Source organism: Burkholderia anthina (assembly GCF_902498995.1).
Lineage (GTDB): Bacteria > Pseudomonadota > Gammaproteobacteria > Burkholderiales > Burkholderiaceae > Burkholderia > Burkholderia anthina.
Genome location: NZ_CABVLY010000032.1, coordinates 39,181 through 60,841 on the forward strand (window position 1 = coordinate 39,181; position 21,661 = coordinate 60,841).

Sequence of the window (21,661 nt, forward strand, 5' to 3'; positions counted from 1 at the left end):
AGGGCGCGACGCGATGACGACCTTCGATCTGAACCGCGGTGCGATCGCGCCGGTCGCCGACGAAGCCGACCTCGTCGACCTGCGGGTGAGCGGCACGATCCCGCCTGACCTCGACGGCACGCTGCTGCGCAACGGCCCGAACCCGCCGGGCGGCCGCTTCGAAGGCAACGACATGCTGTCGTGGTGGCCGGAGGCCGCGATGCTGCACGCGATCGCGTTCGAAAACGGCCGCGCGGCCGGCTACCGGAACCGCTGGGCGCGCACGCAACGCTGGGCCGCCGTGCATGCGCCCGCACAGGGGCCGCATCTGCCCGACACGAATCCGAACGTGAGCGTGCTGCAGCATGCGGGCGAATTGCTCGCGCTGTCGGAGGGCGGCGCGCCGTTCGCGATCACCGCCGCGCTCGATTCGCTCGGCGTGAGCGCGCGGCACGCGGGTTTCGGCGGCGGGATGACCGCGCATCCGAAGGTCGATCCGGTGACGGGCGAACTGATCGCGTTTCGCGCGGACTGGCGCGCGCCGTGGCTGCGCTACGGTGTCGCGGACGCGCAGGGCGTGCAGCGCGTCGATATCGAGGTCGACGTGAGCGCGCCGTCGATGATGCACGATCTCGCGATCACCGAAACCCGCAGCCTGCTGCTCGACCTGAACGTGGGCTACGACTTCTCGATGCTCGAGCGGGGCCACCGGATGCCGCTGCGCTGGCACGACGACCGCGCCGCGCGGATCGGCGTGATCCCGCGCCACGGTGGCGACGTGCAGTGGTTCGGCATCGAGCCGTGCTTCATCATGCACGTCGTGAACGCATACGACTGCGACGCGTCGTGCATCGTGCTCGATGCGGTGCGCTATCCGTGGTTCCTGCGGCTCGACGCGCGCACCGGCCGCTTTGCCGAGAATCCGCTCGGCGAGCTGTGGCGCTACGTGATCGATACCGCGAACGGGCTGGTCGACGAAGGGCCGCTCGCCGACGGCGGCATCGAGTTGCCGCGCATCAACGAAAGCCGGACGGGGCGTCGCTACCGCTACCTGTATGCGGTCGAGCAGCCGAACAATGCGGAAATGCGCGGCGTGATGCGCTTCGACCACGCGCGCGGCACGAGCACGCATTACACGGTCCCGGCCGGCGACCAGAACGGCGAGCCGGTGTTCGTGCCGCGTCCGGGCGGCACCGACGAGGACGACGGCTGGCTGCTGGTGGTGGTCTACCGCGCGGCGACGGATACGAGCGACGTCGTGATCCTCGATGCGCGCGCGATCGAGGCAGGGCCGGTCGCGACCGTGCACCTGCCGCGCCGTGTGCCGGCCGGGTTCCACGGCGCATGGGTGCCGCGCGAGCGCTGAGCGTGAGCGGCTGCGTGCGTCACTGCGCGCGCAGCGCGTCGACGATGTTCAGCCGCGCGGCGCGCATCGCCGGCAGGAACCCGCCGATGAGCCCCATCACCAGCGAGAACAGCAGCGTCTTCACGATGATCGCCGGGGTCAGCACGAAACGGAACGACAGGTCCGAGAACGTCTGGAAGTTGGTCGTCGAGAACGATGCGAACCCCATCAGCGATGCGCACGCGAGCCCCATCACCCCGCCGACGAAGCCGAGCAGCAGCGCTTCCAGCAGGAACGCCGCGAGCACGTTCATGCGCTTGAAGCCGAGCGCGCGCAGCGTGCCGATCTCGGCGGTGCGGTTCGCGACCGATGCGTACATCGTGATCATCGCGCCGATCATCGCGGCGATCGAGAAGATCGTCGACAGCGTGATGCCGAGGATGTTGATGAAGGTCGACAGCGCCTTCGACTGGTCGCCGTAGAAGGTTTGCTCGCGTTTCGCTTCGTCGGTCAGGCGCGGATCGACGTCGATGTCGGCCTTGAAGCGCGCGAAGCCGTCGGCGCTCGGGATGCGCAGCACCATCGACGAATAGCTGGTGCGCCGGAACGACTGCATCAACTGATCGACGTCGCCCCAGATCTCCGAATCGAAGCCGCTGCCGCCCGCGTCGAACACGCCGACGACCGTCCAGTCGCGCTGCGCGAAATGCAGGCTGTCGCCGAGCTGCGTGCCGCTGAAACCTTTCGCGATCGCGCTGCCGACGATGATCTCCGACGAGCCCGGCGCGAACGGGCGGCCGGCCACGAGCTTCACGCGCGAACGCAGCGCGAGGCCGGCCGGCGACACGCCGCGGATCACGACGTTCGACGGCTTGCCGGTCGACGTCTTCACGAGCGAGATCAGTACGACGGCTTCTTTCGACACGAGCGGCCGGCCGTCGGGGCCGAGCGCAACGGCCGGATGCATCTCGAGCGCGTTCGCCTGCTGATGGTCGATCGAGCTTTGAATCTCGGTTTCCGCGCCTTTGCGGATCACCACGACGTTGTCCGGTTCGCCGGTCGACACGAGCGTCTGCGTGAGCCCCGCATCGAGCATCTGCACCGTCGCGAACACGAAGATGACGAGCGCCATCCCGCCCGCGGTGAGCGCGGTGGTGAGCCGCCGGGTCCACAGGTTGCGCGCGATGTAGGTGAGGGGAATCGCCATTGCAGTCTGTCCCGGCCTACCCGATCGCCCGCAGGCCTTCGACCACGCGCACGCGTGCGGCCTGCCACGCCGGCACGAGCGCGGCCGCAATGCCGACCGCGACCGAGCACGCGGCCTGCAGCGCCATCGTTTCGGTCGACACCCTGAACACCGGGAAGATGCCGCCCGCCGCCTGCTTGAAGAGGCTCGCGGCCGGCGGCGTCGCGAGCATCCCGAGGCCGCCGCCGGCCACCGCGATCACGACCGATTCGCCGAACACGATCAGCGCGAGAAAGCCGGGACCGAAGCCGAGCGCCTTCAGCGTCGCGTACTCGGCGGTGCGCTCGCGCGCGCTCATCGCCATCGCGTTGGCCATCACGGCCATGATGATCAGGATCACGACATACGACACGACACGGATCGCCGCGATGATCTGGTTTGACATCGCGACGAAACCGAGCTGGAACGCCTGCTCGGTCTCGGTCAGCGTTTCGGCGAGCGAGTTCTTGAAGACGGCATCGACGTTGCGCGCGATGGTGGCGCCGTCGTCCGGGTTCGCGACGCCGACCACGAACACGCCGACCTGGTCGGCCTGCTTCGGCGTGCGCTTGCGCACCGTCTCGTTCAGGTAGTCCCAGTGGAACACCAACTGGCGCGTGATCGTCGAATCGTCGCGGCCGTCGAGGATCCCGCGCACGACGAAGTCCCACGTGCCGGGGTAGATCGTTCCCTTCAGCGGGATCACGTCGCCGACCTTGAAGCCGAACTGCGTCGCGAGCTGGCGCCCGACGAGGCAGCCGCGGCGATCGCGGTCGTAGTCGGCGCGCTGCTGCGCGGGAAGAATGAATTCGGGGTAGAGATCGAGGTAGTTGTCCGACACCGCGAAGCTCGCGAAGAAGTTCTTCGGATCGCGATACACGCCGCCGAACCAGTTCGAGCGAACCACCGTCGTTACGCCGTCCACGCCGCGAATCCGGTTCTCGTAGCTGACCGGCAGCGGGAACACGAGCGAGATCGCGTTGCGCGTGACGAGCCGTCCGCTCGACGCGGCGGCCGCGCCCGCGTACCACGCGTCGACGACGGTATGCAGCAGCCCGAACGCCAGCACCGCGATGGTCAGCCCGAGCACGGTCAGCAGCGTGCGCAGCCGGTGCCGCAGCGCATTGCGTGCGATCAGCTTCAGCACGTACATCGTGCGCGCTCCCGTCGGTCAGACGGCGTGCCCATCGATCAGCTCCCCTTTTTCCAGATGCACGAGCGATTGCGCGGCGCCGGCCGCATGCGCGTCGTGGGTCACCATGATGATGGTCTTGCCGAGCTCGGCGTTCATCCGCTGCAGCATCGCGAGCACGTCGGTGGCCGACGCGCGGTCGAGGTCGCCGGTCGGCTCGTCCGCGACGATCAGCACGGGATCGGTGATCAGCGCGCGCGCGATCGCGACGCGCTGCTGCTGGCCGCCCGACAGCTCGGACGGGTAATGGCTCGTCCGGTCGCCCAGGTTCACCATGTCGAGCACCAGTTCGACGCGCTCGCGCCGTTCGCGGCGCGACAGGTGCGTGAGCATCAGCGGCAGCTCGACGTTCTCGAACGCGGTCAGCACCGGCATCAGGTTGTAGAACTGGAAGATGAAGCCGACGTTCGCCGCGCGCCATTCGGCCAGTTGCGCCTCCTCGAGCCGCGAGATGTCGAGGCCGCCCACGCGCAGCTCGCCGCTGTCGGGCCGGTCGATGCCGGCGACGAGATTGAGCAGCGTGCTCTTGCCGGAGCCGGACGGCCCCATCAGCGCGACGAAGTCGCCTTCGCCGATGTCGAGCGTGATGTCGGTCAGCACCGGCACGACCTGGTTGCCGCGCCGGTACGACTTCGCGACGTGGCTGATCTCGACGAGGGGCGGCGATGCGTCGTTCACGCGCGGCACGCTATTTCTTCGCGACGGTCACTTTCGCGCCGTCCTTCAGTTTTGCGCCCGGCGCGAGCACGACCGTGTCGCCGGGCTTCACGCCGCGGACCGCGACCAGCTCGCCGATCCGCGTGCCGGCCGTCACCGTCGCCGCGTGCACGGTGTCGCCCTTCACGACGAACACGACCGGCCGGCCGTCGCGCTCGACCACCGCGCTCGCCTGCACGGCCGTCACCGGCTGCCGGTCCTGCGGCGTCGCCGGCTTCGACAGGAACGCGATCTTCGCGCTCATGTCAGGCAGCACGCGCTCGTCGCGGTCGACGAAACGCACTTTCACGAGCACGGTTGCCTTCGAGCGATCGACGGTCGGGACGATGCGCGACACGCGGCCCGCGAAGCGCATGTCCGGCAGCGCGTCGAGCTGGATTTCGCACGGCTGCTCGGCGCGGATCGTCGCGATGTTCGATTCGGCGACGTCGGCTTCGACCTCGAGCGTGTCCATGTCGGCGATCGTCACGACCGCGCCCTTGCTGTCCGAGGCGGACGAGAACGGCGTGATGTTGTCGCCGACGTTCGCGTGCTTCGCGAGCACGATCCCGTCGAACGGCGCGCGGATCACCGTCTGGTCGACCGCGACCTGCGCGGCCTGCGCGTTGGCTTCGGCTGACGCGATCGCGGCCTGGTCGCTGTTGACCGATGCGCGGGCCTTGTTCACGCGGGCCGTGTCGATGTCGAGCTGCGCGGCCGGCACTGCGCCCTTCGGCGCGAGCACCGCGGTGCGGCGCAGCGCGATCTCGGCATCCTTCAGTTCGGCCTGCTCGACGCCGAGGTTTGCGCGGGCGACCTTCACCTGTGCAAGCGCCTGCGCGAGCGATGCCTCGACGTCGCTGCTTTCGAGCCGCGCGATGATCTCGTCCTTCTTCACGCGCGTGCCTTCGAGCACGCCGAGCCATTCGACGCGCCCCTGGCCCTTCGACGCGACCGCGGCCTTGCGCTGCGGCACGACATAGCCGGTCGCATTGAGCTGCGTGTCGTTCTGGTAAGGGTAGGCGGACGTGACGGACGTCGTGTCGACCGTCGGCCGGCCGGTGAGGAGAAGTGCGGCGATGATCGCGGCGATCAGGGTTGCGGCCGCGACCGCGTAGCGGACCCACCGGCGCCGGCGTGGCGCGGGCGCGATCGGACGCCGGTCGATTTTCAGTTTGTCCAGATTGTGATCGGGCAATTTGGGCGCCTCGCGACGGCGGCGGTCTCATGACCGGCCGCGATCCGTTGGAACGGAAGAAGGCCAGTATAGCGTTGCCGCAACGGGCGCGAGAGCCGGTTTGTCGGACGATTGGCAGACGCCCGGGCGGCATGTCGCGCGGGCCCGCGGCCTGCGCCTCCGGGGAAACCCGAAGATTGCAAGGAACGTGTCAACTGGCCGCGCGGGCGGTGCGTTATGGAGCCAGTGCGTCAGTATTTGTCGAGGCGAAAAGGCGAGAGCCGAGCCGCCCGGCGGCGACCGGAAACCCGGCGCGACTGACGTTCCGATGCGGATGCCTCGCATCTTTACCGGTACGTTTGACTTTTTCTCCGCTAAAGGAAGAACAATGAAGAAGACGCTCGCTTCGATCATGACCGCAGCATTCGCTCTCGCATCGGTTTCGGCATTCGCACAGGCGTCCGCGCCGGCAGCCGACACGTCGGCCGCAGCACCGGCACCGGCCAAGAAGGATCACAGCAAGCCGAAGCACGCGCTGAAGCACCACGGTTCGGCGAAGGGCAAGGCGAAGGCCGCCGCCGCTTCGGCAGCCGGCACGAACGACGCAGGCGCAGCAAACTAAGCGCGTCTCGCCGGGGCCGGCACTGCCGGCCGCCCGTCGCGAAACCCCGCACGCTTCCGGCATGCGGGGTTTTGTTTTTTCAGGCGTCTGGAAGGTCCGGCGTGCCGGCCGGCGGCGCGCGCATCGCGTCGACCACCGCGCGCATGCGCCGCCAGTGCGAGCCCTCCCAGAACACGCGTCCGCACACGTCGCACACGGCAAAGCGCCGGTGCCGCTGGCGCACGCCGGCCGGCACCCGCGGCGCGGCGGCTGCCGCATCGAGCGGGTGCAGCGGTGCATTGCAGCGCAGGCACAGCCGGAACGGGCGCATGTACGGCGCGAGGTCGAGCCGCGCGAACAGCTCGCGCAACTGCTCGGCCGGCTGCTGCGCATGCAGGTAGCAGCAGCGCACGACCGCCCGGCGCTTGAGCAGCTCGCGGTCGCGGGTCAGCACGGTGCGGTCTTCGCGCACGGCGAGCGCGACGAGCGCGTCGTCGCGGTAATGGTTGTCGTAGCAGGTGTCGAAGCCGGCGAGCCGCAGCAACTGCGCGAGGCCGCCGAGATGCGCGTCGGCGACGAAGCGCCAGCGCTCCGGTTGCGGCGCGGGCGCGCCGTTCCCGGCCGGTCGGGCGTGCTGCGGGTGGATGTCGACGTGCTCGCCGCCGCCGAGCGGCCGGTCGAGGTCGGCCGGCGCGCCGTCTACGCAGAGCTCGCCGATTTCCGTATGCGGGACGCCGAGCGCCTCGATCGCATGCTTGAGCGTCGCGTCGCGCGCAAACGCATGCGTGAACGCGCACTCGCGCCGTGCCCGCGCGAGAAACGCGTTCAGTTCGCCGTGGAAGCGGAAGGTCGCGGTCGCCATTCGCCCAGTATCGCACCGCGCACGGCCGGCGGCGGCCGCTGCAAGCCACCGTCATCTGTGTTTAACTCGCGGCTTCATGGATCGAAGGAGCAGGTAATGGATCTCGGATTTATCGGGCTGGGCGAAATGGGGCAGGCGATCGCGGCGAACCTGCTGAAGGCGGGGCACACCGTGCGCGTCTGGAACCGGTCGCGCGAGCGCGCCGAGCCGCTCGCCGCACTCGGTGCGCAGATCGTTGCGTCGCCAGCCGATGCGTTTCGCGGCGACGCCGTGTTCTCGATGCTCGCCGACGATGCCGCCGCGCGCGCAGTGTTCGACGACGCGCTGCTCGCGCAGGCGCCGCGCGGCCTGATCCACGTGAACATGGCGACGGTCTCCGTCGCGCTGGCCGAATCGCTCGCGCACGCGCATGCGTCGCGCGGGCTCGACTACGTCGCCGCGCCGGTGATGGGGCGCCCGGACGTCGCGGCCGCCGCGCGCCTGACGATCATGGCCGCCGGCCCGGCCGAGGCGATCGACCGCGTGCAGCCGCTGTTCGACGCGATCGGCCAGAAGACCTGGCGATTCGGTTCGCTGCCGCAGCACGCGAACGTCGCGAAGATCGCGGCGAACTTCACGCTCGCGTCGGCGATCGAGACGCTCGGCGAGGCGTCCGCGCTGCTCGGCGCGCACGGCGTCGCGATGCGCGATTTTCTCGACGTGATCACCAGCAGCGTGTTTCCCGGGTCGGTCTACCAGGGCTACGGCGGGATGATCGCCGAGCGCAGCTACGAACCCGCGCGCTTCAAGGCCCGGCTCGGCCTGAAGGACGTCCGGCTCGCGCTGGAAGCCGGCGACGCGGCATCGGTGCCGCTGCCGGTGGCGAGCGTCGTGCGCGACAGCCTGCTCGATGCGCTCGCGCACGGCGGCGGCGACCAGGACTTCGCGGTGCTCGGCGAAGTCGCGTTGCGCCGCGCGGGCCGCTGAGCCGGCGCGCGACAGAAGCGCGGCACACACGGCATAATCGACGTTTCGTTTTTCTTTCGGTTGAGGCGGTCATGAACCTGCATACGTGGTGGCTTTTCGTGGCGACGGTGTTCGTCGTGTCGGCGATTCCGGGCCCGAACATGCTGCTCGTGATGACGCACGGCGCGCGGCACGGGCTGCGCCGCTCGTCGTCGACGATGGCAGGCTGCCTGACCGCGCTGGTGCTGATGCTCGCGGTGTCCGCGGCGGGGCTCGGGGCGGTTCTCGAGGCATGGCCGGCGATGTTCAATGCGTTGCGCTTCTCGGGCGCCGCCTATCTGATCTATCTCGGCGTCAAGGCGTGGCGCGCGCGCGTCGACGACGCGCCGGCCGCCGACGTCGATGCGGTGTCGCCGGGCGCGTCGGCATCGCGTCTGGCGCTGTTCCGCAATGGCTTCCTGGTCGCGGGCAGCAACCCGAAGGCGATCCTGTTCGCGGCCGCGCTGCTGCCGCAGTTCATCAACGCGTCGGCGCCCACGCTGCCGCAGTTCGGCATCCTGGTCGTCACGTTCGCGGTGATCGAGGTGAGCTGGTATCTCGTCTACGCGTCGTTCGGCACGCGGATCGGCGCGACGTTGAAGAGCCAGAGCGTCGCGAAGATCTTCAACCGGCTGACGGGCGGCATCTTCGTCGGTTTCGGCGCGATGATGGCGCTGGTCCGTCACTGATTCCGGGCCCCGCGGTCCGCGCAACGCCCCGCGCCTCGTCAGAGGGCGGGGCGTTTGCATATCCGGGCCCGGCCTACGCGCGCGGCAACGCGGCTGCACCGGTCCGGCGCGCGGCCGACAGGCCGAACCCGGCGGCCGCGCCGGCGAACGCGAAGCCGACGCCGCACACGGCGCTCCATCCGCCCCACGCCCACGCGCTACCCGCGAGCGCCGCGCCCAGTGCGCCGCCGACGAAAAACAGCCCGACGAACAAGCCGTTCAGGCGCCCGCGCGCGGCCGGGTTCAGCAGGTTGATGGCACGCCGGCCGATCGTCTGGTCGACGATCACGCCCGCGTCGAGCAGCGCCGCGCCGCCGGCCAGCAGCGCCAGCGCGACGCCGCGATGCGCGTGCACGTCGAAGCCGAACCAGCCGGCGCCGGCGACGCCGAGCACGGCGAGCGCCGCGAGCATCGTCACGTGCGCGATGCGCTGTGCGGCCGGGCCGTGGCCGCGATCGCCGGCGCGGCCGGCGAGCGGCGTGACGATCGCACCGCTCGCGCCGGCGAACGCGAACAGCGCGATTCCGTGCAGGTCGAGGCCGAACGGCGGCTGCGCAAGCCGTAGCCCGATGGCCGTCCAGAACGCGCTGAACGCCGCCATCGCGAGTGCGGCCGACAGCGCATGCCGGCGCAGCACCGGTTCGTCGGCGAGCAGCCGTCCCATCGACGCGAGCAGCGTGCGATAGCCGGCCGTCACCGCCGGCTGGCGCGCCGGCAGCCGCAGCGCCAGCACGACGGCGATCGCCGCATTCGCGAGCGCGGCCAGCGCGTAGAACGCACGCCAGCCCGCCGTGCCCGCGATCAGGCTCGCGAGCGGCCGCGACAGCAGGATGCCGAGCATCAGTCCGCTCATCACGTTGCCGACCGCACGGCCGCGCTGCGCTTCGGGCGCCATCGACGCGGCCATCGGCACCAGCATCTGGATCACGCTCGACGCGGCGCCGGCGATCAGCGTCGCGACCAGGAACACGGCGCCCGAGCGCGTGAACGCGGGCAGCGCGAGCGCCGCCGCGCACGCGACGAGCGTCGCGACGATCAGCCGGCGGTTTTCGCGCAGATCGACGAGCGGCACCAGCAGCACGAGGCCGGCCGCGTAGCCGAGCTGCGGCAGCATCGCGACGAGGCCGGTGAGTCCGGGCGGCAGGTGCAGGTCGGCACTGATCGGGCCCGTCAGCGGTTGTGCGGCGAACAGGTCCATCACGATCACGCCGACCGTCGCGGCGAAGAAGAGCGTCATGCCCGTGCTGAGCGCGGGCGGGGCGCCGCGCGCGGGGCGCATGGCGGCAGGGCGGGAATCGGCGGGGCAGTTCATCGGAAGCCTGGGAAGAGGAGCGAAGGAATCCCCATCGTAGGTGGCCGATGTTTATGCGACAATTGAAATATGTCTAACATGATTATGCGAGTTTGTTTTGAATACGCGTGATCTCCAGGCGTTCGTCGCGGTAGTCGACAGCGGGTCGATGGTCGCCGCCGCCGCGAAGCTCCATCTGACCCAGCCGGGTCTCACCCGCCGCATGCAGAACCTCGAAACGCTGCTGGGCGTGCCGCTGCTCGAACGGCAGAGCAAGCCGCTGAAGCCGACTGCCGCCGGGCGCGACGTCTACGCGCTTGCACGCAACGTGCTGCGTGCGGTCGACGAGCTGATGGCCGCGGGGGCGCCGGACAGCGAGCCGTCGGGTGAGCTGCGCATCGGCGTGCCGCCGTTCCTGTCCGAGCTCGCGCTCGAGCGGCCGATCGACCGGTTGCGCGATGCGTTTCCGCGGCTGACGTTGCGCGTGACGGCCGGCTGGTCGCCGGCGCTCGTGCAGGGCATCGAGCGCGGCACGCTCGATGTCGCGACGGTGATGGTGCCGGCCAGCGCGGCGCTGCCCGACACGCTGACGGCGACCCTGCTCGGCACGCAGCCGACGGTGCTCGTCGCCGCGCGCGATTTCCCGTTGCCGGACGGTCCGCTATCGCTCGACGTGCTGTCGGGTTTTCCGTGGGTGCTGAGCCAGGACGGCTGCGGGATGCGCTCGGCGCTGAGCCGCGCGCTCGGTTCCGCCGGGCTGCCGTTCGATGTCGCGGTCGAGGCGTTCGGCTCGGAGCTGCAGTTGTCGCTCGTCGCGCGTGGCGCGGGTATCGGCATCGCGCCGCCGAACGCGCTGGCGCGCAGCGCGCATCGCGATGCGCTGAGGGTGGTGGAAACGACGGGGCTGGAAACGCGAATCAACGTGTGGATCGTGCATGCCGCGCTGCCGGGCCGCCTGACGCGGCCCGTCGCGCTGCTGCGCGATGCGCTCGGAGACGTGCTCGAGCGGGAAAGCATGAAGGGGTCGGATACAGACTAGCGATCTAGAGTACGCATTCGAGGGAAAATCCTTATTTTCTCTACGGAAATGTTGCAATGCGGAAATCGATTCGCTATAGTTACACCTGTCTCCTCCATGTCTCCTCTGATATGGATTCAGCCCGCCTCTTAGGCGGGCTTTTTTTTGCCCGCGTTTTTGGCGCGGGTCATCCATCTTTCCTCGTTTCGTTCTCCGTCGCCGGCCTTAGAACTTGTACGTCATCCCGACGTAGCTGATGATCGGGTCCGCCTTCAGGTCCGATTTCGACTCGGCGAGTGTCGTGCCGTCGGCCGCCTTGATCGTCACCGTCGATGTCGTCTTCAGCGGGATGTACGTCACCGACGCCACCAGCCCGAAATGCTCGGTCATGTTGTATTGCAGGCCCGCGTTGAACACCGGCTGCCACGACGACGACGCCTTTGCCTCCACCGATGTCGTACCCGGCTTGCCCGCGCCCGCCGCGAGAATCGCGCCGAGGTTGTCCTGCGTCTGCTTGATGAAGTTCGTATTGAGCTGCAGGTCGCTGAACCAGTTGTACGACACGCCGAGGCCGAGGAACGGCCGGAACTTCGCGGTCGCCTGTCCGAAGTAGTACTGCAGGATCACCGCCGGGCTCCACTGCCGCACGCTCTTCACGATCGGGTTGACCGACGCGAGCCCGATGTTCTGCGTGCCCAGCGCGCCGGCAGGGCCGGGCGGCTTGATCGTGCCCTGGCCCGACACCTTGAACACCGGCGGCACGCCGGCCACCGACGTGACCGCGATGTGATCGGTCAGGAAGTGGCTGACCGTCAGGCCGACGGTATCGGCGCCGCTGGTGCGCAGCCCGGTGCCCGGCGACGTGAACGACGGCGGCAGCCGCAGCGGCGTGTTGATCGGCGTCGGCGCGACGTTGGTCGTCATCGGCGTGCTGCTCTGCTGCGGCATCACGTGGAACCAGCCCAGCGTGACGACGTTGCTGCCGGCGCTCTGCGCGTGCGCCGCGAGCGGCGCCAGGGCGGCGGCGCCGGCCGCCGCGCAGAGAAGGGTCTTCTTCATCACGGCTTGCCTCCTCTTACTGGACGAACGCGCCGATCGTGAAATACGGCGTCGAACCCGCGTTGTCGAGGAAACCGAACACGCCACCCGTGAAGATGAACTTGCCGGTCGGCGCCGTGCTGCTTGCACCCACGTGGATCGTCGTGACCGTGCCCGGCACCGCCTGCGTGTAGTCGAGGTTCAGCGCGGTCGCAAGCGATGCCTGCGATGCCTGGAACGGATCGAGCAGCGTGGCCTGCGTGTCGGCCAGCGCGGTGGTGCGGTAGTCGAACTGGCTGTCGACGCCGATGTACTCGCCGTTCTGCGAGCCGAGCGCGATGGTCGTTTGCGGCGCGAGGATCGAGATGCTCGATTCGTCGTCGGCGGTCAGGCCCGGCACGCCGTTGCTGTCCGGCGTCGGGTTCGGGTTCGCGACACCCGTGCGCACGAGGATCGGCACGAGCTGGTTGCGCAGCTTGCCGACGATCATGAAGCCCTTGCCCTGCGGCGTCGCCGACAGCGTCGGCTTCAGCTGGCTCTGGTAGTTGTTGCTCTGGAACGCGCCGCTGCCGTCGGCCGACTGCGCGAAGTTCGTGCCCTGCTGCGTGCACGCGCCGCCGGCGAACTGGCCGGTCGTGTCGCATTTGGTCCACGAACCGTCGGCGTTGATCGTCACCTTCGCATCGATCGACGCCGGCGCGAAGTTCTGCGACGGCACTTCGCCGAAGCCGACGTGGCTGTACGTGCCCGCGACCTTCGTGATGTCCGTTTCGATCGACGAGAAGCCGATGAACGGGTAGTACGGGAATTTCGTATCGGGCACCGCGGCCTGGCCGAGCACGCCGTTGAACTGGATTTCCTTGCCCGGAATCGTGCCGCCCGCGACGCCTTCGCCGACGAAGATGCGCGCCGGGCGCGACGGATCGAGGCTCGCGCCGTTCAGGCGGAATGCGCACTGGTTCAGCTTGTTGGTCGGCAGCAGCGTTTCCTGCGTGAGCGTGCCGCTGTCGACCGTGCCCGCGCGGGTCGGCGTGACGGTGCCGGTCGTTGCCGGAACCGGCGATTCGACATAGGTGACCTGCCAGGTCATCTTGGTCGTGTCGAGCTGGACCTTCGCGAGTTCGCCGCTGCCCGCACCGCCCGTGAATACGGTGCTGTAGTCGAGCGACGCGGGGCAGAGCCGGTCTTCGACGAGCGGGGGCGGATTGTCGTCGCCACCGCCGCAGCCGGAAAGAAGGGGGGCGGCAAGGGCCGCCGCCAGAATGAGGTTGCGCTTCATGTTGCTCCTCCAGATTTGTCTTGTACGGCGGCCGGCTCCCTGTCGACCGCTTCTGTTTGCTTGTGCGCGTTGCGCCTGCGTCGTGCCGGACGCCGTCGTGTCGTGCCTTCCTCTTCCCGCCATACGCGGCGGCGCACCGGCCGCCGCCGCGTCCCCGATCGCTACTTGCTGATCTGCGCACCCACGCCGAAGTACGGTGTCGACGATGTCGTCGAATTCGCCGACGTCTGCGTGACGCCGCCGTTCACCGTGCCCTGGATCAGCGCCGCATACAGCCCGCCCGTCGCGATCACCACGCCCGATGCGGACGGGTAGCTCGCGCCGCTCGGCGGCGTGGTCGTTGCGTTCAGCAGGCCCGCCGTCGTCTGGCCGTAGTCGAGCGTGAAGCCGTCTTCTTCGGCCTGCGTGGTCGGATTGATGAACGACGCGTTGCTGCCGCGGATCAGTGCGGCCGTGTACTTGAAGTTCGAATCCGCGCCTGCGTAGCCGCCGTCGATCGCGCCCGACTGGATCGCGCTCGCCGCGGCGAGTACCGCGATGCCCGATTCGTCGTCGACCTTTGCGTCGGTGTGCAGCGCCGCATCGGTGCCGAGATACACGTAGCCCGTACGGACGACCACCGGCACCGTCGCGCCGTTGAGCTGGCCGATCACCATGTGCGCGGTGCCCGATTTGCCCGTCGTGCCGACCACCGGGAGCGACGTTTGCGGCAGGATCTGCGGGGCCTGCGTGCTGTCGAGGTAGCTGCCGTTCGCGTTCACCGTCCACGGATTGCCGGTCGTCTCGCAACTGCCGGAGGTCGACGTGCATGCGCCGTTCGCGTCGAACGTCTCGCTCGAGTTGATGCCCTTCGTCGCATAGTTGCCCGACGGCACGAGGTGGTAGAGCAGTGCGTTGTACGTGCCCGGCAGCTTCGTGAGATCGGTCGTCGTGTTCGCGAAGCCGAGGAACGGATAGAAATCGAAGTGGCGGTTCGGCACCTGGCCGACATTCTTGTAGAGCGGGATACCGGCGAGGCTGATCGTCAGCCCGTCGTACTGGACCGTCGCCCCCGGGATACCGCCGCCCGCGACACCCATGCCGACCAGCAGCATCGGCGGGTTCGCCTGGTTGAAGTCGGCGGCCGTCGAATAGGTCGAGCCGTTCGGCGCGGTACCGGTGCCCGGCGTGAGGACGAACGCGCAGCGCGTCTGCTCGGCCGTCGGCAGCGTGCCGGTCGGCGGGTGGATGACCTTGCCCGTGATGGTCGTGCCGGCGCGGCTCGGCGTGACCGTGCCGGTCGCGAGCGGAATCGGCGATTCGAGCCACTTGAGCGTGTAGGTCATCGCGACCGCGTCGATGTTGACGCTGACGATCTCGCCGCTACCGGCGCCACCGAGATACGTGCTCTTCACGATGTCGGCATCGGCCGGGCACAGCGTGCCGTTGACGGGCTGCGACGGCGGCGGCCCTTGCGTGCCGCAACTCGATCCGGAACATTGGGGGGTGTTGATCGGCGCGGGCGAGCCGCCGTCTCCTCCACCACAGGCAATCAGAAAAGGGGCGATGGCAAAGGCCGTTGCCACCCCCTTCGATAAGGCGTGCGACATGCCGCTGTCTCCAATCGTTTAATTGTGCGAGCTAATGTCGCTGCCTGGGTTTTTGCTGTCAATTGATGAACTCGTCTAAAAAAGGCGATTGAAACGGCTTTGGCGTTTCAATTCCTTTCTGGATGGGGTTTTACGTAAGAATTAAAACGCGACGAGGCTGGCGAGGCGCTGCCGAAGTGGGGGATCTGCCACGCGCGGCCGGCTTTCCAATGGCCTTCCCGCGTATAACGGCAGCGTTTAAAGTGGCGGTATCCGGTTTATCCCTATTCGGGATTGACTGGATAAAAAGGAGGGGGGATTAATTCACTGGTAATCGCGCAACGGAAAGCTTGTAAATATTTGTAAATGCGCGAGCGTGGTTTTATATATTGCCTGGCACGAATAAATAAAAAGCCGGCCAGCGGCCGGCTTTGCATCGCGTGCAAGGAGGATCAGCGCTTCAGGCCGCTATCCTCGGCGGCGCCGATGTTGAGGTTCATGCACTGGATCGCGGCGCCCGACGCACCCTTGCCGAGGTTGTCGAGTCGTGCGACCGTGACGAAGCGCTCTTCGTTGCCGAACACGAACAGATCGACGCGGTTCGTGTCGTTGTTCGCCTGTACGTCGAAGAAGCCGCTGTCGAGATTCGCGTCCGCGTTGAACGGTGCGACGCGCACGAACGGCTCGTCCGCGTAGTACTCGGCGAACACGCGCTGCACGTCCTGCGGCGTCGCGCGCTTCGCGAGCTGCTCGGGCGAGAAGTAGGTCGTCACGGCGAGACCCTTCAGGAACGGCCCGACGATCGGCGTGAAGATCGGCGCATGTGCGAGACCCGTGTGCGCGGCCATTTCCGGCAGGTGCTTGTGCGCAAGCGCCAGTGCGTACGGACGCGGGCTCGCGAGCTTGCCGCCCGGCGCCGCGCTTTCGTACTCGGCGATCATCGACTTGCCGCCGCCGCTGTAACCGGTGATCGAATAGCTGTGTGCGGCGAACGTCGGCGCGACGATGCCCGCGTCGACGAGCGGACGCATCGCGAGCACGAAGGCCGATGCATGGCAGCCCGGCACCGCGATGCGCTTCGACGTGCGGATCTTCTCGCGCTGCGCGCGGGTCAGTTCCGGCAGGCCGTACGCCCAGTCGGCGCTCGTGCGGAACGCGGTGCTCGCGTCGATCAGCGTCGTGTTCGGGTTCTCGACCAGCGATGCCGATTCGCGCGACGCGACGTCGGGCAGGCACAGGAACGTGATGTCCGACGCGTTGATCAGGCGGCGGCGCTCGTCGACGTCCTTGCGCTTCGCTTCATCGATGCGCAGGATCTCGATGTCGTTGCGTGCCGACAGGTATTCGAAGATCTTGAGGCCGGTCGTGCCTTCCTGGCCGTCGACAAAAACTTTGGTGCTCATTTCGCTCTCACTGAATGAAACGGGAGCCGCGGCGCCCTGAAACCAATATTTTAAGACGTCATCCGGCGGGCCTGCACCGCACGGGGCGAAAAAAAGACGGCCCGCGGGCCGTCTTGTGTCCCTTTGACGCGCGCCGGCATTGCTCCGCCGGCGGCGCGGGCGCGCTCAGCGGCCGCCGGCCACCCAGCGGGCCGTCGCTTCGGCGACGCGCCGGCCGAACGCCTTCGCGGTCTCGAGGTCGCCCGGCAGCGGGCCCTCGTCGGGCGTCGCATCCGCCGGGGACTGCGCGAGCAGGCCCGTGAAGCCGCCGACGTAGTTGATGTCGTTACGCGTGGCCGCCTTCGAGTTGGCCGGCATCATGCCCGTGCCGACCCACACCATCCCATGTTGCATCGCCAGCGTGACGAAATACTGAATCGTCGAGAACTTGTCGCCGTTCATCGTCGCCGAGTTCGTGAAGCCGGCGGCGATCTTGTCCTTCCACTTCTGCGTGAACCACGGTTTCGACGTTGCGTCGGCAAACTGCTTGAACTGCGCGGACGGCCCGCCCATGTAAGTCGGCGCGCCGAACACGATGGCATCCGCCGCGTCGAGCGCGGCCCAGCTCGCGTCGTCGAGCTCGCCGACGGCGATCAGGCGTGCGGTGGCGCCGGCGTCCTGCGCGCCCGCGTGGACGGCATCGGCCAGTTTCTGCGTGTGACCGTAGCCGCTGTGATAGACGATAACGATGTTCGACATGAAGCGTTCTCCGGAAAAGGACGACAACGGCAGGCGCCGCGGCCTGCCGCGTCACGCGTCGCGGTCAGGCGGCGCGGCGGATGCGCGGCGGGATGCCGCGACCGGTGCAGCCGAGTCTAGCAAGCCGGAATGACGGGAAAAACGCGCGCCGCGCACGCACAGAAATTCGTCGCTGCGGGGAATCGGCCTGGCGGCCGGCGCAGCGCGGCGCGGCTCACGTGATGTGCATGGCTATTGCCCGTAAGTGACCGTGAGTCGCGCTGTGCCGATCGTCAGCGTGCCGATTTCGTGCTCGAACATCGGCGCGGGGCGACCTTGCGCGACGCGCAGGTCCGTGCCCTTCAGCGCGTAGACGGTGATTACGTAGCGGTGCGGTTTGCCCGGCGGCGGGCACGGGCCGCCGTAGCCGTCGGTGCCGAAGTCGTTGCGCGCCTCGCTCGCGCCGATGCGTTGCAGGAAGCCGGACGCGCTCGCATCGGCGGGCAGGCTCGTGACGGTCGCGGGAATGCCGGCGACGGCCCAGTGCCACCAGCCGTGGCCGGGTGCGTCGGGATCGAAGATCGTGACCGCGTAGCCGCGCGTGCCGGCGGGCGGGTTGCGCCACGTGAGCTGCGGCGAGCGGTTTTCGCCCTTGCAGTCGCCGCGATCGAACACGTTCGCGAGGCCGACGCGCCCGCCCGGTTTCAGGTCGTCGCTCGACACGGTGAACGGGCCTTCGGCGCGCGCGGGCCGAATGGCGAATGCGCCGCAGACGGCGATGCAGAGAAGGGCGGCGATGAACGCAGGCGGACGACCCGAAGGCGCAGGCGAAGTGATCCGGCGATCCACACGCATATGGCGCTTCTCCCGTCACGTGGGCCGGCCCGACGAGCCCGGCGTTTGTTGGCGTTGTGCGTAGCTCGCGCAGCTGATGGCGGCGATGGATCAAGTCTAGCATTAGGGTTCGATGAGCGACGCACGTCGCGGCGCGCGACTTCGATCGTTCCTGATGCGGATCCGACGGACGAAAAAAAGCCGCTCGCGGTGAAGCGAGCGGCTTTTTCAGCCAGGATGCCGGCCTGCATGCCGGCGCGGCGTCATTCCTTCGGGGCCGTCGCGCCGCCGTGTGCAGCCGACCATTCGGCCGGCGCGTGCAGGAATTTCTCGACTTCGTCGAGCGTCTTCGTCTCGAAGTAGCCCGATGCCTTCGCGACGCGCAGCACGTCCCACCACGTCGCGAGCGCGTGCAGGTCGACGTCGATGTCCTTCAGGACCGACACGCTTTCCTTGAAGATGTTGTAGTGGAACAGCACGAAGCAGTGGTTCACCGTCGCGCCCGCGGTGCGCAGCGCGTTGACGAAGTTGATCTTGCTGCGGCTGTCGGTCGTCAGGTCTTCCACCAGCAGCACGCGCGAGCCTTCTTCCAGATGACCTTCGATCTGCGCGTTGCGGCCGAAACCCTTCGGCTTTTTGCGCACGTACTGCATCGGCACCATCATGCGGTCCGCGAGCCATGCCGCGAACGGGATGCCGGCCGTCTCGCCGCCCGCCACCGAGTCGATCTGCTCGAAGCCGACGTCGCGCATGATCGTCGTTTCCGCCATTTCCATCAGCGCACGGCGCACGCGCGGATACGAAATCAGCTTGCGGCAGTCGATATAGACGGGGCTTGCCCAGCCGGACGTGAAGATGAACGGTTTTTCGGCGTTGAAGTGCACCGCCTGCACTTCGAGCAGGATTTTGGCGGTCGTATCCGAGATCGACTGACGATCGTAGCCTGTCATGGGCATTCCTTGGGTGATGAGCGAAGAGCGGGCGCGGGCCCGGTGGCGCAGCAAGGGGAACCTGCCCGAGGGGCCGGGGCGCGATCGGAGGGCCAATCGCATCGCTGCGCGCGTAGCCCGCTATTTTACCCGATTCAGGCCGGTTTTCGGCGGAATTCGCGCAGGTTCGGCGCGCCGCTCACCACCGGCGAAACAAACGGGGTACGACCGGCCGGATGCTGATACGGAGGATGCGGCGCTGCACCAACGTGCGTCATTTAGGGGGTGTACACTAGGCGACCCTTAGAAATCGTTCAGTACTTTGTACTTTCTTCTTGCCACTACCCGCCAAGGTTCGATGGCGTGCCGACCCGGCGCGTCGCGTGCCGTCTCGCAGTCGACCATCCCCTCGATTCAAGCAGACGCGGCTGAAGGTGCTGTGTACTGAACCGTCAAAATTTCGCATGTCTCTCGCAGGTCAATCATGGACGAACAACTGAAGCAGGCAGCTCTCGCGTATCACCTGAACCCGAAACCCGGCAAGATTTCGGTCACCCCGACCAAGCCGCTGTCGAACCAGCTCGATCTGTCGCTCGCGTATTCGCCGGGCGTCGCCGCTGCGTGCGACGCGATTTACGCCGATCCGCTCGACGCGCAGAAGTACACGTCGCGCGGCAACCTCGTCGGCGTCATCACCAACGGCACGGCCGTGCTCGGCCTGGGCAACATCGGCCCGCTCGCCGCGAAGCCGGTGATGGAAGGCAAGGGCTGCCTGTTCAAGAAGTTCGCGGGCATCGACGTGTTCGACATCGAGCTGGCGGAATCCGACCCCGACAAGCTCGTCGAGGCGATCGCGATGCTCGAGCCGACGCTCGGCGGCATCAACCTCGAGGATATCAAGGCGCCGGAGTGCTTCTACATCGAGCAGAAGCTGCGCGAGCGCATGAAGATCCCCGTCTTCCACGACGACCAGCACGGCACCGCGATCATCGCGTCGGCCGCGATCCTGAACGGCCTGAAGGTCGTCGGCAAGAAGCTGTCGGAAGTGAAGCTCGTGTGTTCGGGCGCGGGCGCGGCAGCGATCGCGTGTCTGGACCTGCTGGTGAACCTCGGCCTCACGAAGTCGAACATCCTCGTCGCCGATTCGAAGGGCGTGATCTACGAAGGGCGCGGCAACCTCGATCCGTCGAAGCAGCGCTATGCGGCGACCACCGACGCACGCACGCTCGCCGATGCGATCGTCGGCGCGGACGTGTTCCTCGGCTGCTCGAGCGCGGGCGTGCTGAAGCAGGACATGGTCAAGACGATGGGCGAGCGCCCGCTGATCCTGGCGCTCGCGAACCCGGAACCGGAAATCCGCCCGGAAGACGCGAAGGCCGTGCGTCCGGACGCGATCGTCGCGACCGGCCGTTCGGACTACCCGAACCAGGTCAACAACGTGCTGTGCTTCCCGTTCATCTTCCGCGGCGCGCTCGACGTCGGCGCGACGACGATCACGGAAGAAATGAAGCTCGCATGCGTGCGCGCGATCGCCGAACTGGCCGAGGAAACCGACCAGAGCGAGGAAGTCGCGAAGGCGTATGAAGGCCACTCGCTCGAGTTCGGGCCGGACTACCTGATTCCGAAGCCGTTCGACCCGCGCCTGATCATCAAGATCGCGCCGGCCGTCGCGCAGGCCGCGATGGATTCGGGCGTCGCCACGCGCCCGATCGAGGACATGGACGCGTACCGCGAGCAGCTCGGCACGACCGTCTACCGCACGGGCATGGTGATGCGCCCGGTGTTCGCGACCGCGAAGAAGAAGCAGGCGCGCATCGTGTTCGCCGAAGGCGAAGACGAGCGCGTGCTGCGTGCCGCGCAGTTCGTGCTGCAGGAGAAGATCGCGAAGCCGATCATCGTCGGCCGTCCGTCGGTCGTCGAGATGCGTCTGCAGAAGATCGGCTCGAAGCTGAAGGCCGGCGTCGATTTCGAGATCGTGAATCCGGAAGACGACACGCGCTACCACCGCTACTGGCAGGCCTATCACGACATCGGCGCGCGCGACGGCGTGACGCCGGAAGTTGCGAAGGCCGCGCTGCGCAAGTTCAACACGCTGATTGGCGCGATGCTCGTGCACCTGGGCGATGCGGACGGGATGATCTGCGGGATGATCGACACGTACCACACGCACCTGAAGTTCATCGAGCAGGTGCTGGGCCGTGCGAAGGGCGCCGAGCACTACGCGGCGATGAACCTGCTGATGCTGCCGGGCCGCAACCTGTTCCTGTGCGACACGTACGTGAACGAGCTGCCGAGCGCGGAACAGCTCGCCGACATGACGATCCAGGCGGCGGCCGAGATCGAGCGCTTCGGCATCGCGCCGAAGGCCGCGCTGCTGTCGAACTCGAACTTCGGCAGCGCGCCGTCGGCGTCGTCGCGCCGCATGGCGGAAGCCCGCAAGCTGATCAGCGAGCGTGCACCGAACCTCGAAGTCGACGGCGAAATGCACGGCGACGCGGCCCTGTCCGAAGCGGTCCGCAAGGCTGCCTTCCCGGGCACGACGCTGTCGGGCGAAGCGAACCTGCTGATCATGCCGAATGTCGAAGCGGCGAACATCGCGTACAACCTGCTGAAGATGGTCGGCGGCGAAGGCGTGACGGTCGGCCCGTTCCTGCTCGGCGCAGCGAAGCCGGTCCATATCCTGACACCGGCCGCGACCGTGCGCCGGATCATCAACATGACGGCGGTGGCCGCCGCGAACGCGAACACGAAGTAAGTTCGCGCCCGCGTGTGCCGCGCGTCGTGCGCGGCGCAAT

At 67.9% G+C, this 21,661-nt stretch carries 19 protein-coding genes; 6 read left to right on the plus strand and 13 right to left on the minus strand.

Annotated elements, in window-relative coordinates:
- The first annotated feature begins 13 nt into the window (after positions 1-13).
- Entirely contained in the window at positions 14-1,345 is a 1,332-nt protein-coding gene (locus BME24068_RS30355) for a carotenoid oxygenase family protein (protein ID WP_174928256.1), read from the plus strand.
- Between the two features lie 19 nt (positions 1,346-1,364).
- Here BME24068_RS30355 and BME24068_RS30360 read toward each other — a convergent pair whose 3' ends face one another.
- Genes BME24068_RS30360 through BME24068_RS30375 form a run of 4 tightly spaced genes read right to left on the minus strand, consistent with a single transcriptional unit; the run spans position 1,365 to position 5,635 of the window.
- Positions 1,365-2,531, minus strand: coding sequence for an ABC transporter permease (locus BME24068_RS30360; protein WP_174928257.1), 1,167 nt, complete (start codon positions 2,529-2,531; stop codon positions 1,365-1,367).
- A 16-nt stretch (positions 2,532-2,547) separates the two neighbouring features.
- A complete protein-coding gene (locus tag BME24068_RS30365; protein ID WP_096508200.1) occupies positions 2,548-3,702 on the minus strand; it encodes an ABC transporter permease in 1,155 nt (384 codons plus the stop codon).
- 18 nt (positions 3,703-3,720) lie between these two features.
- Positions 3,721-4,419: an ABC transporter ATP-binding protein gene (locus tag BME24068_RS30370; RefSeq protein WP_096508231.1), complete on the minus strand. Its 699-nt coding sequence runs from the start codon at positions 4,417-4,419 to the stop codon at positions 3,721-3,723.
- A 10-nt stretch (positions 4,420-4,429) separates the two neighbouring features.
- Positions 4,430-5,635, minus strand: a complete 1,206-nt coding sequence (locus BME24068_RS30375; protein WP_174928258.1) for an efflux RND transporter periplasmic adaptor subunit — start codon at positions 5,633-5,635, stop codon at positions 4,430-4,432.
- 367 nt (positions 5,636-6,002) lie between these two features.
- On the opposite strand from BME24068_RS30375, the gene BME24068_RS30380 reads away from it, so the two are divergent.
- Positions 6,003-6,236 carry a hypothetical protein gene (locus BME24068_RS30380; protein ID WP_096508202.1) on the plus strand — a complete coding sequence of 78 codons (234 nt, stop codon included), beginning with the start codon at positions 6,003-6,005 and terminating at the stop codon, positions 6,234-6,236.
- Between the two features lie 79 nt (positions 6,237-6,315).
- Here the strand turns inward: BME24068_RS30380 and BME24068_RS30385 are convergent, their stop codons facing one another.
- The gene (locus BME24068_RS30385) at positions 6,316-7,077 is read right to left on the minus strand and encodes a Mut7-C RNAse domain-containing protein (RefSeq protein ID WP_174928259.1); all 762 of its coding nucleotides are present in this window, start codon (positions 7,075-7,077) and stop codon (positions 6,316-6,318) included.
- On the opposite strand from BME24068_RS30385, the gene BME24068_RS30390 reads away from it, so the two are divergent.
- Both BME24068_RS30390 and BME24068_RS30395 read left to right on the plus strand, forming a co-directional pair.
- Positions 6,997-8,043, plus strand: coding sequence for an NAD(P)-dependent oxidoreductase (locus BME24068_RS30390; protein ID WP_275405016.1), 1,047 nt, complete (start codon positions 6,997-6,999; stop codon positions 8,041-8,043). The genes BME24068_RS30385 and BME24068_RS30390 overlap by 81 nt on opposite strands.
- Positions 8,044-8,114: 71 nt before the next feature.
- Positions 8,115-8,750 carry a LysE family translocator gene (locus BME24068_RS30395; RefSeq protein WP_174928261.1) on the plus strand — a complete coding sequence of 212 codons (636 nt, stop codon included), beginning with the start codon at positions 8,115-8,117 and terminating at the stop codon, positions 8,748-8,750.
- A gap of 73 nt (positions 8,751-8,823) precedes the next feature.
- Here BME24068_RS30395 and BME24068_RS30400 read toward each other — a convergent pair whose 3' ends face one another.
- Positions 8,824-10,101: an MFS transporter gene (locus BME24068_RS30400; protein ID WP_174928262.1), complete on the minus strand. Its 1,278-nt coding sequence runs from the start codon at positions 10,099-10,101 to the stop codon at positions 8,824-8,826.
- A gap of 97 nt (positions 10,102-10,198) precedes the next feature.
- Between BME24068_RS30400 and BME24068_RS30405 the strand changes: the two genes are divergently transcribed.
- Positions 10,199-11,119, plus strand: coding sequence for a LysR family transcriptional regulator (locus tag BME24068_RS30405; protein WP_174928263.1), 921 nt, complete (start codon positions 10,199-10,201; stop codon positions 11,117-11,119).
- A 204-nt stretch (positions 11,120-11,323) separates the two neighbouring features.
- On the opposite strand, the gene BME24068_RS30410 is transcribed toward BME24068_RS30405, so the two are convergent.
- The 7 genes from BME24068_RS30410 to BME24068_RS30440 all read right to left on the minus strand — a co-directional run bounded on the left by BME24068_RS30410 (position 11,324) and on the right by BME24068_RS30440 (position 18,887).
- Positions 11,324-12,157: an OmpW/AlkL family protein gene (locus BME24068_RS30410; RefSeq protein ID WP_096508208.1), complete on the minus strand. Its 834-nt coding sequence runs from the start codon at positions 12,155-12,157 to the stop codon at positions 11,324-11,326.
- A 16-nt stretch (positions 12,158-12,173) separates the two neighbouring features.
- A complete protein-coding gene (locus tag BME24068_RS30415) occupies positions 12,174-13,415 on the minus strand; it encodes a DUF2957 domain-containing protein (RefSeq protein ID WP_174928264.1) in 1,242 nt (413 codons plus the stop codon).
- A gap of 161 nt (positions 13,416-13,576) precedes the next feature.
- Entirely contained in the window at positions 13,577-15,004 is a 1,428-nt protein-coding gene (locus BME24068_RS30420; RefSeq protein ID WP_174928265.1) for a DUF2957 domain-containing protein, read from the minus strand.
- 431 nt (positions 15,005-15,435) lie between these two features.
- The gene (gene argC / locus BME24068_RS30425; protein ID WP_096508211.1) at positions 15,436-16,386 is read right to left on the minus strand and encodes an N-acetyl-gamma-glutamyl-phosphate reductase; all 951 of its coding nucleotides are present in this window, start codon (positions 16,384-16,386) and stop codon (positions 15,436-15,438) included.
- Between the two features lie 165 nt (positions 16,387-16,551).
- A complete protein-coding gene (locus BME24068_RS30430; protein ID WP_096508212.1) occupies positions 16,552-17,124 on the minus strand; it encodes a flavodoxin family protein in 573 nt (190 codons plus the stop codon).
- A 231-nt stretch (positions 17,125-17,355) separates the two neighbouring features.
- A complete protein-coding gene (locus BME24068_RS30435) occupies positions 17,356-17,958 on the minus strand; it encodes a YbhB/YbcL family Raf kinase inhibitor-like protein (RefSeq protein WP_174928266.1) in 603 nt (200 codons plus the stop codon).
- 242 nt (positions 17,959-18,200) lie between these two features.
- Positions 18,201-18,887, minus strand: coding sequence for an orotate phosphoribosyltransferase (locus BME24068_RS30440; protein WP_006752465.1), 687 nt, complete (start codon positions 18,885-18,887; stop codon positions 18,201-18,203).
- 463 nt (positions 18,888-19,350) lie between these two features.
- On the opposite strand from BME24068_RS30440, the gene BME24068_RS30445 reads away from it, so the two are divergent.
- Complete coding sequence (locus BME24068_RS30445) at positions 19,351-21,621, plus strand: NADP-dependent malic enzyme (protein WP_174928267.1); 2,271 nt, start codon at positions 19,351-19,353, stop codon at positions 21,619-21,621.
- The last annotated feature ends 40 nt before the right edge of the window (positions 21,622-21,661 follow it).